Source organism: Duganella sp. S19_KUP01_CR8, assembly GCF_036688705.1.
Taxonomy (GTDB): domain Bacteria; phylum Pseudomonadota; class Gammaproteobacteria; order Burkholderiales; family Burkholderiaceae_D; genus Rugamonas.
In genome coordinates this window covers 120606-134082 of record NZ_JAQQPR010000019.1, presented here as the reverse complement: position 1 = coordinate 134082, position 13477 = coordinate 120606, and the positions used below count along the sequence as shown (strand labels likewise).

Below are 13477 nucleotides of genomic sequence, written 5' to 3'. Positions count from 1 at the left end.
CCCCATTAGTGCATCAGCCCGGCGAAATAGCCGAGCTGATGCCCTAATGGGGGACCTGACCCCGGATTTTTACTGGCTGCGGCCTTTGCGGTCGTAGGTGACGGCTTTGTCGGCGACGTTGACGACGGCGTTGCCGGGGCCGCTCACCTTGACGTCGGCCTGGCTGGTCCACAGCTGGCGGGCGTGCAGGCTGCCCGAACCGCTCAGCTGCGCGACCAGGGTGTCGGTCTTGCCTTCGAGCTTGACCTCGCCCGGGCCGTGCATGTTCAGCTTGACGTTCTTGCAGGCGGCCGTGGCGCTCAGGTCGCCAGAGCCGCTCAATTCGGCATCCAGCGCGTCGCTGACCTTGCTCAGGATGATGTTGCCCGGGCCGCGGCTGCGCGTGACCGCGCGCGCCACCTGCAACGCTTGCCCCTCCAGGTCGCCCGATCCGCTGACTTCCGCGCTGAGCACGCCCACGCTGCCCGACAGGTTCATATTGCCCGGCCCGCTGAGCAGGGCGCGCGCGCTTGGCGCTTGCAGGCCGCGCACCGTCAGGTCGCCCGAGCCGTGCACTTCCGCTTCGAATTTCTTGATCACGCCGGCCAGGCAGGCTTCGCCCGGACCGTGCAACATGGCGCTGGCCGCTTCGGTGTTCAGCGAGCATGCTTCCAGGTCGCCCGAGCCGGCGATCTCGGCGCGGATTTCCTTGGTGGTGCCGTGCAGCGACACCGATCCCGGCCCGTGCATCGAGGCGTTGACCTTGTTCGCGTGCAGGTCGCCGAGGTCGAGGTCGCCGGAACCGCTGACGGTCAGGTTGACGTCCTGCGTCATGCCGCCGGCGGTGACGTCGCCGGGGCCGCTCATCATCAGGTTCAGGCTGGCCGCCTTCAGCGTGCGCAGGTCGAGGTCGCCGCTGCCGGAGGCGGTGACGGTGAGGTCGCGCACGGCGCCGCTGGCGTGCACGTCGCCCGGGCCTTCCGAGGTCAAACTCAGTTGCTGGCCCTGGAATTGTTGCAAATCAACATCACCGCTGCCGGAGTTGCGTAGGCTCTTCAGGCCGGCCGCGCTGATGCGGATGGTCATTTGCGGTTTGCTGTCCTTCTTGCCCCAGCCGAAGTTGAAGACCCAGCCCTTGTCCTTGTTCTTGCGCGGCTGGCGCACGGTGAGGGTGTCGCCGCTGACCGAGGTTTCGATATCGGCGAACTGGCGGCGCAGGCCGGACAGCTCGATGGCGTTGCCCTGCTGCGCGGTGACGATCACCCGGAACGGGCCGCTGATGGCGATGTTGCTGAAGGCCGCGACGGTGCGGGTTTCGGTGCCGATGCTGTCGTCGGCTTTGCTGTCTTGCTTGGTGTCGGCCTGGGCGGCGAAACTTGCCAGGGATGCCAGCATAAGGGCGGAAACCAGCGCGGTGTGTTTGATCGTCTGCTTCATTTTTATCTCGATTATGGGAAGTGGCGAGGATTGAACGATAAGACAAACGCCGCCGGCCGGCGCGCGGAATGGGACGGACGCGCGGAATGGGGGGATCAGCTGCAAAAAAACGGTGATGAACCGTCATTCAACTTCAGTGCGGCACGACCGTTAATGTCATAATGGACGTAAGGATGTATTGCCGGGGAACACCTGCGCAGGTCAAAGGAGTGCACATGATCAGGTACATGGGGACCAAAAATACGGACGACGGCTCGGTGCTGTATATTTTTTTGATTAATGGCTTGCAGAAGGAAATTCGGGAAAGCGCCTTGAAACAATATCCTGGCTGTTACGAAGCCCTTCCTGCCACCGCCAAGGCGCGCATCAGCGCCAACCGGTCCTGGTTGCAGAAATTATAATGCCGCCATTCATGCGCATGCTGCGCGGCGTGCCGGCCGCCGCGCTGGCGGCCGTTTGCTGCGCCGCCGCAGCGCAATCGGTGCCGACCACCTTCGGCACCATCGTCGGCAACGGCCTGCTGTGCCGCGACCAGACCGACAACCTCTATTACTACGACTATTTGCGCAAGGCTTTCGGCCCGGCCTACAAGCACGACGGCGGCGCCTACTGGTTCAAGACCGACGGCGCCAATCTGTGGGGCAAGCCGATCACCGAGGTCATGGTCAGCGACGATACCAGCACCTATATCTTCGTCGGCGCCGTGGCCGAGGCCACGCCGGAGGAGCTGGAGCAGGCCATCATCACCCAGGTTGGCCTGCATTATGCGAGAATCGATAGCTCGGCCTACCCGGTGCGCGAGGCCAAGCCGGCCAGCCGCATCGTGTATTTCGATACCAAATCCAAGATTTACTGCGCCAAGTTCAAGCCCTTGCCGCCGGTGCAGCCGCCGCCGGTGCGCCAGCGCTTGAAGTAGCGCATCGCCAGGGTCTTCATGTACACGCATTTTTTTAATCTGAAGCAATCGCCGTTTTCCATCGCGCCCGATCCCCGCTACCTGTTCATGAGCGAACGCCATCGCGAGGCGCTGGCGCATCTGCTGTACGGCGTCGGCAGCGGCGGCGGCTTCGTGCTGCTGACCGGCGAGATCGGCGCCGGCAAGACCACCGTGTGCCGCTGCTTCATGGAGCAGATCCCCGAGAACTGCAAGCTGGCCTACATCTTCAACCCCAAGCTGTCGGTGGAGGAGCTGCTGTTGTCGATCTGCGACGAGTTCGGCATCGCGCTGGCGCCGCCGGGCGCGGGGGCGGTCAGCGTCAAGGGCTATGTGGACGCGATCAATGCCTACCTGCTGGCCAGCCATGCGCAGGGCCGCAACAACGTGCTGATCATCGACGAGGCGCAGAACCTGTCGGCGGAGGTGCTGGAGCAGCTGCGCCTGCTGACCAATCTGGAGACCAGCGAGCGCAAGCTGTTGCAGATCATCCTGATCGGCCAGCCGGAATTGCGCGCGATGGTGGCGCGGCCGGAGCTGGAGCAATTGGCGCAGCGGGTGATTGCGCGCTATCACCTGGGCTCGCTGAGCGAGGCGGAGACTGGGGCGTATATCGAGCACCGTCTGGCGGTGGCGGGCGCGGCGGCGATCGCGCCGTTTCCGCGTGGTTTGATGGGGCTGGTGCACAAGCTGGCCAAGGGCGTGCCGCGCCGCATCAATCTGCTGTGCGACCGGGCGTTGCTGGGGGCGTATGTCGAGAACCAGCCGCAGGTGACGCGCACCATCTTGCGCAAGGCGGCGGCCGAGGTGTTTGCCCGGCCGGACGCGGCGGTCGGCGGCGAGGGCGCGCGTGCGGCCGGCGCGCGCTGGCCTTTGGTGGCGGCCGGGGTGCTGGGCGGCGTGGTGCTGAGCGTGGCGGCGTGGCAGCTGGCCGCGCATGATGCGAAACCGGTTTTGCAAGGCGCGCAGGCGGCTTCGGCGACGGCGCGGGTGACGCCTCCCAAGGCCGCGACGGCGCCTGCGCCTGTGGCGGCGCTTACGCCTGAGCCAGCGGCCGGGCCGACGCCTGCATCTGCGGCGGTAGGCGGTAGCGCGGCAGCGTTGCGTCAGCTGGCGGCGATCTGGGGCCTGGCGTTGCCGGAAGGCGAACCTTGCCCGACGGCGGCGCGCTTGAACCTGCGCTGCTTGCAGGTCAAGGGCGGCGTCGCTGAGCTGCGTTTGCTGGACCGCCCGGCGATGCTGACCTTGCACGACGATCCGACCGCGCCCAACTACGTACTGCTGACGGCGATGGACGAGCACGGCGCGACCATCGTCGCGCCCGGCGGCAAGTCGCAAAGCATCAGCCTGGACGCGCTGGAAGCCCGCTTCGACGGTGAGTTCACGACTTTCTGGCGCGCGCCGCGCAGCTGGCGCGACGAGGTCCACGGCGGCGATCATGGGCCCGACGTGGATTGGCTGGCGCGGCGGCTGGCGCAGATCTATGGCCTGAAGAAGCCCCAGGACGATCAGCCGCTGAGCTCCGGCCTGCGCGCGCGCCTGACCGAGTTCCAGACTGAACAACATCTCAAGGCGGACGGCGTGGCCGGTCCGAAAACTTTCATCCGGCTGTATCAGTTGGGCGGTGTGCAGGAGCCGCGCTTGCTGGCCAGCGCGGCCGTCGGTACCGGCAGCGGGGCAGGGAAATAATATGTCTTATATTTTGGAAGCGTTGAAGAAGGCGCAGGCGGAACGTCAGCTGGGCAGTGCGCCGACTTTGCATGCGCCCACGCTGCATGGGGCGGACGGCAAGGCGGCCGGCGGCGCCTTGAGGAAGCCTGTCGTGCTGGCGTTGCTGGCGATGGGCGTGGTGATCGCGGTATTGCTGGTGTTGGTGCTGCGCCCCGCGCAGCAGGCGGCGCCATCCAGTGCTCAGCAGGCGGTGGCGTCCGCGCCGGCCCTGGTGGTGCCAGCGGGCGTGGTTGGCGCTGCGCCAGCCGCCGTGCCAGTCGCAGCCCCCGCCGTGGCCCCGTCGGCGGACAGCCAGCCGTTGGCGGCCGCCTTGCCGCCACCGGTGGCGACGGTGACGCCGGCGCCGCGTCCGCATCCGGAGCCGGTCGCAGCGGCGCTTGTGCCGGAAAAATCCACCAAGCCGGCCGTCGCGCAGGAAGAGCCAGTCCAGAACCTGCGCGATCTGCCGGAACCGATACAGCGTTCGATCCCGCATATCACGGTCGGCGGCTACATTTATTCCAAGAATCCTGCCGACCGGCTGTTGTTGATCGACAAGATACTGCGCCACGAAGGCGAGGAGGTCGCCCCCGGCCTGATCCTGGATAAACTGCAACCGCGCGAGGCGGTATTCAATTTCAAAGGCTATCGCTACCGCGTTCCATACTGAAAGCTGTCATCCGCCCGTCATGTGGAAATGATATTTTCTTATCATTGACATTCATGCACGGGAAACACGATGAAACATCTGAAGTTGCTGCCGCTGCTGATCGCCGCAGCTTTCGCCGTTCCGCGCGCCCACGCCGCGGACCAGACACCGCAAGCGCAACAGGATACCGGTTCCTATGTCGCCGGCTTCATTAGCATTGGATTGTTGTTGCTGGGCGCGCGAAGCGCCCGCAGTGAGCGCTTCAAGGCCTTGAACGAAGAATAAGCCGCCGTCCCCGCTCCGATGTTGCTGCGTATAATGGCGGCAACATGATGCAGTGGAGATGTAGGCAATGCAGAGAGCAATTCCCGCGCGCGAGCGCACAGTGCTGGCGGTCATCGGGACGTCGGGCAGCGGCAAGACCACGCTGCTGGAGTTTCTGATCGCCGGGCTGGCCGGGCAGGGCTTGAAAGTCAATGTCGTCAAGCACAGCCATCACGACCTGGAGCTGGAGCCGCCGCACAAGGACAGTTCCCGCCTGCGCCGGGCCGGCGCGGCCGAGGTGATGGTGGCGTCGCCGTTCCGGGTGGCGATCGTGCGCGAACTGCGCGGCGCGCCCGAACCGTCGCTGGACGAGCAACTGGACCGCCTGTCCCCCGCCGACCTGACCTTGCTGGAAGGCTTCAAGTCCTATCCGGTGGCCAAGTTGGAGGTGTATCGCGCCGCAACCGGCAAGCCGCCGCTGTACCCCAACGATACGCGCGTGATCGCGGTCGCCTCCGACCTGCCGGCGCCGGCGGACTTGCGGCCGGGCGTGGCCTGGCTGGACCTGAACCAGCCGCAGGCCGTGCTGGCCTGGTTGGGCCAGCATCTGAAAAAAGTTTCAGCAAACGCCTAAAGTTACGCCCGGAACGTCCGTAAATAAAGTGATACGCCTTACTGGAGAATCACATGGACGTTTCAGGTATTGCTCAAGCAGCAACCACGATTGCAGACACCGGCACCAAGCAGGCGGTCGGCATCGCGGTATTGAAAAAAGCCCAGGATATCCAGGCGTCGAGCGCGGCTGCCCTGATCGAGGCGATTCCTCCGGTGCCGTCGGCGCCGAATCTGCCTTCGCATCTCGGCAACACCATCAACACGACTGCCTGAACGGCATCGCCGCGGCCCGCCAGGCGCCGCGTGACCGCTCTGCGCGCCGCCCGGTGCGCAGCGTGCCGGCGTGTGCTTGCGCCCGGCGTCCCCCTCCCGAATTGAATCCTGTCAACAGAATGATGCGTCAACGCGTTATTGCTGGTACGCTGCTTCTGCTTGAAGATCTTGCGAAAAAAAATCTCAAAAAAGTGTAAGGCCGGAGCGCTGTTTGCCGACTACCGTACAGTTGCAGACGATTTTCGTTGCACGTTGAACTTAACTTCCATCATTGAGGAGACTTACCATGAATAAACGTCAAGCCCTGATCGCCGCCGCCCTGGCCACCGTATGCGCCGCTTCCGTCGGCTCCGCTTCCGCCGCCACCGCGTCGGCCTCCGCTGAAAAAGAGAAATGCTTCGGCATCGCCAAGGCTGGCCAGAACGATTGCGCCTCGGCCAACGGTTCGCACTCCTGCGCCGGCCAGTCGAAGACCGACAACGGCGCTGCCGAGTGGAAATACGTCGCCAAGGGCACCTGCGAAAAAGCCGGCGGCAAAACCGCAGCGCCAGCCAAGTAATCGCAGCCAGCGGTCGCGGAGCCATGTCCTTGCCCGGTCCAGCGCAGCCTTTGCCGGGCGTGGGCGTGGGGCTGAGGGCTCCGCACTACCGTCAGTTTATCGAGCAGCGGCCGCGCGCCGCCTGGCTCGAAGTCCATACCGAAAATTATCTCGATCAAGCCGGCTGGGACTGGCACGTGTTGCAGCAATTGCGACGCGATTATCCGATCAGCCTGCATGGCGTCGGCCTGGGACTGGGCTCGGCGCGCGGCTTTTCCGAACATCATCTTGAACGTGTGCGCAGTCTGGTCGAGCGCGCCGAACCGATGCTGGTGTCCGAACATCTGTGCTGGGGCGCCGTCGGCGACCGGCAACTCAACGATCTTTTACCGCTGACGCTGGACCAGGCCGCGCTCGACCTGCTGTGTGCGCGCGTGAGCCGCGTGCAGGACACGCTCAAGCGCCAGCTGTTGCTGGAAAACGTGTCGACCTATGTGCGCTTCCAGCAGGACGCCATGAGCGAGGCCGAATTCATGGCGGCATTGGCGGCGCGCACCGGCTGCGGGCTGCTGCTGGACATTAACAACCTGTACGTCAATCAATGCAACCACGGCGAGGACGCGCTGGCCGCGTTGGCCGCGATCCGGCCCGGCATGGTGGGCGAGATGCACTTGGCCGGCCATCTGGTGACGCCGCAGGCGGTGATCGACCACCACGGCGACACGGTGGCCGAGCCGGTCTGGCGCCTGTACGAGGCGGCCTTGCAGCGCTTCGGCGCGGTGCCCACCTTGATCGAGTGGGATACCGATATTCCCGAGCTGAGCGTGCTGCTGGGCGAGGCGGACAAGGCCGAAGTGCTGCATCGCCGCCATGCCGAGACCATTGTGGCCGCTGCGCCGCGCGCGGCCTTGCCGGCGGACGAGCAGGCACCGGCGCTGGCCGCCAGCCAGCAAGCGTTCGCCGGCGCACTGTTCGACGCGCGCCTGACGCCGGCGGCGCTGGCGCTGTTCAAGGGCGAGCACAATGAGCATCGTTACGCGCTGTATCGCGGCAACCTCAGCGCCACCTGGAGCAAGACGCTGGGCGCGGCCTATCCGGTGATCCAGATGCTGGTGGGCGAAGAATTCTTCGGCGGCCTGGCGCAGGCGTATGGCCATGCGCATCCGTCCGACAGCGGCGACCTGAACCGCTTCGGCGCCTACTTCGGCGCCTTCCTGCGCACCTTCCCGCATGTGGCCGACTATCCCTACCTGCCGGACATGGCGACCTTGGAGTGGACCTTGCACCGCGCCCACTACGCGCCTTCGGCCGACGGCGTGACGGCGCAGCAGATGGCGGCGCTGACGCCGGAGCAGATCGAAACGGCGCGGCTGCAACTGCATCCGGCCTGCGCGCTGCTGGCGTCGGACTGGGCGACGGTCGCGCTGTGGCAGGCCCACCAGCCCGGCAGCGGCGTGCCGTTCCCGGCCGAGCTGGCGGCGCCTTCCCATGGACTGGTCACGCGGCCGCACTGGAAAACCCAGGTCCTGCCGCTGAGCGCGGCCAGCCATGCGGCGCTGTCGGTGCTGGCCGCCGGTGGCGAGCTGGGCGCGGCGCTGGATGCGGCCTTCGAGCTCGACGACGACTACGACTTCGCCGCCAATTTGCGGCAGTGGATAGATTTCGCCTTGATTGTCAGGATAGACGCCTAGCGGCGACTAACTAATTTTGAAAGCGCAATGATGAAAACTATCCTCGGACTGCACCAACAATTATCCCGCTACGACGCGGCACTGACCGCGTGGGGCGGTTCACTGATGAGCCTGGCGCTGCGCTGGTATGTGGGCTGGCAATTCTTCAAGGCCGGCCTAGTCAAGGTCGGCGACTGGAGCGCGACGCTGGCGCTGTTCCGCGACGAGTACATGGTGCCGCTGCTGCCGCCCGAACTGGCCGCCTACTTCGGCGCGGCCGGCGAGCTGGCGCTGCCGCTGCTGCTGTGCGTGGGATTGGTGTCGCGCCCGGCGGCGCTGGCGCTGTTCCTGGTGAATGCGATGGCGGTGATTTCCTACCCGCAGCTGCTGAGCTTTGAATGCCCGGCCGCGATCAACGACCATTTCTACTGGGGCGTGATGCTGCTGGCGCTGGTGGCCTTTGGCCCGGGTAAATTTTCTCTGGATGCGTGGCTGGCTGGCCGCCGGGCGGCCTAGGTCGGTCGGAAGGCGCGCAGTATCTTCGCTTCGCCGGTCAGGTCCTGGTGCAGGCGGTTGGCGGCGGCGGTCAGCTCGATCATGCGGTTGAGCTGGGTGTCTTCGAAACGCGCCAGTTCTTCGGTGGCGGTCAGCAGCGCCTGCGCCAGCTTGGCGCGGGCCGCCTGGTACAGCGAGCCGTTGTACTGGTCTGTGTTCTTGAGCAACTCCTCGGCATTTTCGATCACTTGCCGCAAGTCGTCGAGCAGGCGTTCCTGCGTTTGCATATTGTGTGCAGGATCGTCCATGACGTTCCCCTGGTCGTAAGAAAAACTGGTTGAACAAGCCGGGTAGCAGGCCATCCCAATATATCGGCGGAGAGGTCCGCCGGTTTGCGCTGGGTCAAACGCGCCCACCCGTCCTGACCTTCAGCTTAGGTCGTTATTGCCCAAATGCAAGATCAATTCACACGCCCTCGACGCTGATACGGATGTCGCCCACGGTCACTTGCTGGCCGGCGCGGATCTTGGCGGTCTTGCGCAATTCCTGCTTGCCGTCGACCTTGACGCTGCCGCCGGCGACCATCATTTTGCCGGCGCCGCCGCTGTCGCACAGGCCAACTAGCTTGAGCAGCTGATTCAGCTCAACAAACTCTCCGCTCAATTCAAAACTTACTTTCTGCATTTTATCCTCTGTTGCTATGATGTGAAATCGGCGCTGCCGCTTACTTTCAGTAGTGTAGCGGCATTCCGACAGGGCCGCAGTTTACTCCACGAATACCTCAAGGTTGAGGTTGCCGTCTGGAAAAAAAGTTGCTATCCTGAGTTAACTGCTGAATTTTTGTGCAGCATGGTTTGCCATCAGCGAGTTGCATCATGAATAAGCTCTATTGGCCAGTCGCAGTCCTGATTTGTCCGCTTTCCGGCTTGGCGGGCGCAGCCACATCCGATCCCTTCTCCCTGCAAAAACCGCCTCCCGTGTTTGAGAAACGGTCCAATTCGTCCTTGCTGTTCGAGGCGGCGGACCGGCAATTGGCGCTGAGCGAGCAGTTGCAGAACGACGCCGCGCCGCGCTATGGCATCGGCTACAACGGCGGGCCGCGCCTGCATTTCGGCGCCTTGCCGGACAACCTGGCGCTGCTCGATCCGCTGGGGCCCATGCTCAACGAGCACAGCAAGCGTTTCCTCACCAGCGCGGATTATGAAAAGAAAATGGGGCGCGCGGTCGGCATCCTGACCATCGGTATTTTGCGCGAGACCGGTTCGGCGCTGGGCTCGCAGCAGTCGCCGGCGCTGGCCATGAACACCCGGCCGACCACCACCTTCACCTCGCTGTCGCTGGGGTATGCGCTCAGTTCGCGCAGCGCGCTGATGTTGATGGCGTCCTACGGCAAGACCGAGGGCATCGGCAATCCCGATAGCCTGATCTCCCAGGTGTCGTCGGTGCGCACGATGGCGTTCAGCGTGGGCTTGTCCACGCGCGAGGTGTTCAACAGCCACGACCGTCTTGCGATAACCTTGTCGGTCCCTGCCAAGGTGCGGTCCGGCACGCTGCAATACAGCGGATCGGCGCCGCAGTCCGGCGATCCGGGCGCGCCGGCCTTCGGCGCGCCGACCCTGAATCTGCGGCCGACCGCCACCGAGCGCGACCTGGAATTCGGCTACACCACTTCGTTCGGCCGTGATGGCCGTGGGGGCAAGCTGACCGGTGCGGTGATGTGGCGGATCAATCCCGGCCACGACGCCAACGCCCGGCCGGATTGGCTGACCGGGGTGCGCTACTCGTATGGCTTCTGAAGGGGCCTAGCCCTTGGCGCCGGGACGGGTCATGTCCAGCGGCACGATCCACTGCTCGAACTGCTCGGCAGTGACGTAGCCCAGCGCCAGCGCGGCTTCTTTCAACGTCGTTCCCTCATGCTGGGCCTGCTTGGCGATGGTGGCGGCCTTGTCGTAGCCGATGTACGGCGCCAGCGCGGTGACCAGCATCAGCGAACGTTCCATCAGCTCGGCGATGCGGCTGCGGTTGGGCTCGATTCCATGTACACAATGCTCTTCGAAGCTGCGCATGCCGTCGGCCAGCAGGCGCGCGCTTTGCAGGAAGTTGTGGGCGATCAGCGGCTTGTAGACGTTCAACTCGAAGTTGCCGGAGGCGCCGCCGATGGTGATGGCGACGTCGTTGCCGAACACCTGGCAGCACAGCATGGTGAGCGCTTCGCACTGGGTGGGGTTGACCTTGCCCGGCATGATGGAGCTGCCCGGCTCGTTTTCCGGTATCGTGATTTCCCCCAGTCCGGAGCGCGGTCCGGAGGCCATCCAGCGCACGTCGTTGGCGATCTTCATCAGCGCGGCGGCCAGGGTTTTCAGCGCGCCGTGGGCCGACAGCAGGGCGTCGTGGCCGGCCAGCGCGGCGAATTTGTTGTCGGCGCTGCGGAAGGGCAGCGCCAGCGTGTGTTCCAGCTCGGCGGCGATGCGGTGCGCGTATTCCGGGTGCGCGTTGAGGCCGGTGCCGACCGCCGTGCCGCCGGCCGCCAGTTGCAGCACGCCGGGCAGGGCGGTGCTGATGGCGCGCTCGGCGAAGTCGAGGTGGGCCACGTAGCCGGAAAATTCCTGGCCCAGGGTCAGCGGCGTGGCGTCCTGCAAGTGGGTGCGGCCGATCTTGACGATGTCGGCAAACGCCTCGGCCTTGGCGTGCAGGCTGTCGCGCAGCGCGCGCAGCGCCGGCAGCACCTGGTTGGCCAGCGCCTGGGCGGCGGCCACGTGGATGGCGGTGGGGAAGATGTCGTTCGACGACTGGCCTTTGTTGACGTCGTCGTTGGGGTGCAGCTTGCGGCTTTCGCCGCGCACGCCGCCCATCAGCTCGGAGCCGCGGTTGGCCAGCACTTCGTTCATGTTCATGTTGGACTGGGTGCCGGAGCCGGTCTGCCACACGGCCAGCGGGAACTCGGTCGGGTGCTTGTCGGCCAGCACTTCGTCGGCGGCCTGGGTGATGGCGATGGCCTTGGCGCCCTCGAGCAGGCCCAGGTCCAGGTTGACGCGGGCGGCGGCGCGCTTGACGCTGGCCAGCGCGTGGATCAGCTCCAGCGGCATGCGCTCGGTGGAGATGTGGAAGTGTTCCAGCGAGCGCTGGGTTTGCGCGCCCCACAACTGGTGGTCGGGGACGTCGATCGGGCCAAAACTGTCACGTTCACTTCTGGTGTTCATGGTTTTTCCTTTGGGCGGGGAGGCAATCATGTGTGTTTGCTAAGTGCCTTCCAGTGTAGCGCAGTCCGGAAAAATTAACCTAGGGCTACAAAACCGGGAAAATCAGCCGTTATAGCTGATACACTTTAAGAATTCGCGTCCAAGCGACCCCGACATGCAGCGCACACCATTCCTGACCACGATCTTTGCTTGCGCCAGCGCGTTGCTGCTGGCGGCCGCCGCGCCGGCGGCGGAACTGGGCGATATCGCCGTGCGTTCCTACATCGGCCAGCCGCTGGCGGCCGATATCGAGCTGGTGCAGCTGGCGCCGGACGAGGTGTCGGCCTTGCAGGTCCGGCTGGCGCAGCAGGATGTGTTTCGCGGCGCGAACATCAGCATGAATCCGGCGCTGGCGTCGGTGCACCTGTCGGTGGTGCGGCGCGATGGCCGGCAGTTCCTGCATATCACCACCACCCGCAATATCGATGCCGAGTATGTGCATTTGTTCCTGGAGCTGAGCGCCGCCGGGCGCCAGGATGTGCGCGCGGCGACCGTGTGGTTGCAGGCGGATCCGAATCCGGCGCCGCCACCACCTCCGGCCATGACGGCGGCGCAGGCGGCCGCGTTGGCGCGGGCGGAGCGGGCGGCCAGGGAGGCGGCTTTGGCCTCTGCGCCGGCACCGGTCGCGGTGCCTGAGGCGCCGGCCGTGGCGCCGGTGCGGGACAGGACGCGGCCAGCGCCGATGCCGTCGGCGCATGAATCCGAAGTGGGTGAACCGGGTGGCTTGCGGACGGCGCCGTCGCGGCGGCCGTCGGCGGCGGTGCGGAATTTGCCGGAGCGCATAGCCGATGCGATGGGCTCGACGCCGCGCTTGGCGCCACGTCCTGCGCCGGCGCTACCGTCGGCCAGCAACGAAGCGGCGCGGGGCGACGGCGGTGTGCCGCTGGGCGTGGCGCAGGCTTTGTTGCCCTTGGCGCCGTTGCCGCTGCCTAAGGGCGTGAAACGGCCGGCGGCTCCGGCTGCTTGCACGCCGTCCGGCATGAGTGCGAAAGAATGCGCGGCGCTGGATACGCACAGTGTGGAATTGTCCAGCAAGTTGGTCGAGCTGGAGGGCAAGGTGAAGCTGCTGCAAGGGGCGTTGGCGGCGAAAGGCGGGGCGGCCAGTGCGGCGCCGGCTGCGTTGCCGTCCTCTGCATCGGCGGGGGCGCACGGCGGCGCGGCAAGTGGCGGGGTTGCGGCTGGGCATGCAGCGGCCGCTTCGGCGGTGCACGCAGCGTCGGTTCAGGCAACGGCGGCTGCGGCTGTACCGGCCGTAGCGCATGGCGCGTCGGCATCAGCATCGGCTTCTGCGGCGAGCGCGGCGGCGGCCAGTGCGGTGGCGTCCGGCGGCTCGGCATCGGCATCCGCCGCTGAGGAGGCGTCGGCACCGGTCAAGAAGGTGCGCGTGTTGCCTAAGCTGAAGTACAAAAAGGAAAAACCGCCAGAACCGGCTGCCAGCAATATGCCATTGATCGCCGCTGGCGCGGGCGTGCTGGCCCTGTTGCTGGGCGCTGGCGGCTACTTCTACCTGCGCAAGAAACGCGGCGCCGGGCCGCTGAAAATCTGGCAGGGATTCCGCAAGAAAAAGCCGGCCGGCGAGGGCGACCCGCCTGTGGAGGCGCCGCCGCTGCACGAAGTCACGCCGGAATCAATGATGCAGCAGTAATAAGTATATAACTGTACGCTCTTATCGAG

At 65.4% G+C, this 13477-nt stretch carries 16 protein-coding genes; 12 read left to right on the top strand and 4 right to left on the bottom strand.

What is annotated here, in order from left to right; genetic code table 11:
* Positions 1-69: 69 nt before the first annotated feature.
* A complete protein-coding gene (locus V6M89_RS19845) occupies positions 70-1416 on the bottom strand; it encodes a GIN domain-containing protein (protein WP_332854788.1) in 1347 nt (448 codons plus the stop codon).
* A gap of 215 nt (positions 1417-1631) precedes the next feature.
* Between V6M89_RS19845 and V6M89_RS19840 the strand changes: the two genes are divergently transcribed.
* The 10 genes from V6M89_RS19840 (at position 1632) to V6M89_RS19795 (ending at position 8585) form a co-directional block, all read left to right on the top strand.
* The gene (locus V6M89_RS19840; RefSeq protein ID WP_043480370.1) at positions 1632-1817 is read left to right on the top strand and encodes a hypothetical protein; all 186 of its coding nucleotides are present in this window, start codon (positions 1632-1634) and stop codon (positions 1815-1817) included.
* Positions 1817-2332 carry a hypothetical protein gene (locus V6M89_RS19835; RefSeq protein ID WP_332854787.1) on the top strand — a complete coding sequence of 172 codons (516 nt, stop codon included), beginning with the start codon at positions 1817-1819 and terminating at the stop codon, positions 2330-2332. The genes V6M89_RS19840 and V6M89_RS19835 overlap by 1 nt, the downstream gene beginning before the upstream one ends.
* 18 nt (positions 2333-2350) lie before the next feature.
* A complete protein-coding gene (locus V6M89_RS19830; protein WP_332854786.1) occupies positions 2351-4039 on the top strand; it encodes an AAA family ATPase in 1689 nt (562 codons plus the stop codon).
* 1 nt (position 4040) lies between these two features.
* Positions 4041-4730, top strand: a complete 690-nt coding sequence (locus V6M89_RS19825; RefSeq protein ID WP_332854785.1) for a general secretion pathway protein GspB — start codon at positions 4041-4043, stop codon at positions 4728-4730.
* Between the two features lie 69 nt (positions 4731-4799).
* Positions 4800-4994, top strand: a complete 195-nt coding sequence (locus tag V6M89_RS19820; protein WP_332854784.1) for a hypothetical protein — start codon at positions 4800-4802, stop codon at positions 4992-4994.
* A 67-nt stretch (positions 4995-5061) separates the two neighbouring features.
* Complete coding sequence (gene mobB, locus V6M89_RS19815) at positions 5062-5607, top strand: molybdopterin-guanine dinucleotide biosynthesis protein B (RefSeq protein ID WP_332854783.1); 546 nt, start codon at positions 5062-5064, stop codon at positions 5605-5607.
* Between the two features lie 53 nt (positions 5608-5660).
* The gene (locus V6M89_RS19810) at positions 5661-5861 is read left to right on the top strand and encodes a YjfB family protein (protein ID WP_152804488.1); all 201 of its coding nucleotides are present in this window, start codon (positions 5661-5663) and stop codon (positions 5859-5861) included.
* A 286-nt stretch (positions 5862-6147) separates the two neighbouring features.
* The gene (locus V6M89_RS19805) at positions 6148-6420 is read left to right on the top strand and encodes a BufA1 family periplasmic bufferin-type metallophore (RefSeq protein ID WP_332854782.1); all 273 of its coding nucleotides are present in this window, start codon (positions 6148-6150) and stop codon (positions 6418-6420) included.
* Between the two features lie 23 nt (positions 6421-6443).
* Positions 6444-8090, top strand: a complete 1647-nt coding sequence (gene bufB / locus V6M89_RS19800) for an MNIO family bufferin maturase (protein ID WP_332854781.1) — start codon at positions 6444-6446, stop codon at positions 8088-8090.
* 30 nt (positions 8091-8120) lie between these two features.
* A complete protein-coding gene (locus tag V6M89_RS19795) occupies positions 8121-8585 on the top strand; it encodes a DoxX family protein (protein WP_442881986.1) in 465 nt (154 codons plus the stop codon).
* Here V6M89_RS19795 and V6M89_RS19790 read toward each other — a convergent pair.
* Positions 8582-8872 carry a hypothetical protein gene (locus V6M89_RS19790; RefSeq protein WP_332854779.1) on the bottom strand — a complete coding sequence of 97 codons (291 nt, stop codon included), beginning with the start codon at positions 8870-8872 and terminating at the stop codon, positions 8582-8584. The genes V6M89_RS19795 and V6M89_RS19790 overlap by 4 nt on opposite strands.
* 157 nt (positions 8873-9029) lie before the next feature.
* Entirely contained in the window at positions 9030-9248 is a 219-nt protein-coding gene (locus V6M89_RS19785; protein ID WP_332854778.1) for an RNA-binding S4 domain-containing protein, read from the bottom strand.
* 293 nt (positions 9249-9541) lie between these two features.
* On the opposite strand from V6M89_RS19785, the gene V6M89_RS19780 reads away from it, so the two are divergent.
* On the top strand, positions 9542-10360 hold the full coding sequence (locus V6M89_RS19780; protein WP_332854777.1) for a hypothetical protein: 819 nt from the start codon (positions 9542-9544) through the stop codon (positions 10358-10360).
* A gap of 6 nt (positions 10361-10366) precedes the next feature.
* Here the strand turns inward: V6M89_RS19780 and fumC are convergent, their stop codons facing one another.
* Positions 10367-11764: a class II fumarate hydratase gene (gene fumC / locus V6M89_RS19775; RefSeq protein ID WP_332854776.1), complete on the bottom strand. Its 1398-nt coding sequence runs from the start codon at positions 11762-11764 to the stop codon at positions 10367-10369.
* 154 nt (positions 11765-11918) lie between these two features.
* Between fumC and V6M89_RS19770 the strand changes: the two genes are divergently transcribed.
* Positions 11919-13448 (top strand): type IV pilus assembly protein FimV, encoded by a 1530-nt coding sequence (locus V6M89_RS19770; RefSeq protein WP_332854775.1) that lies wholly within the window; start codon positions 11919-11921, stop codon positions 13446-13448.
* Positions 13449-13477: the final 29 nt, after the last annotated feature.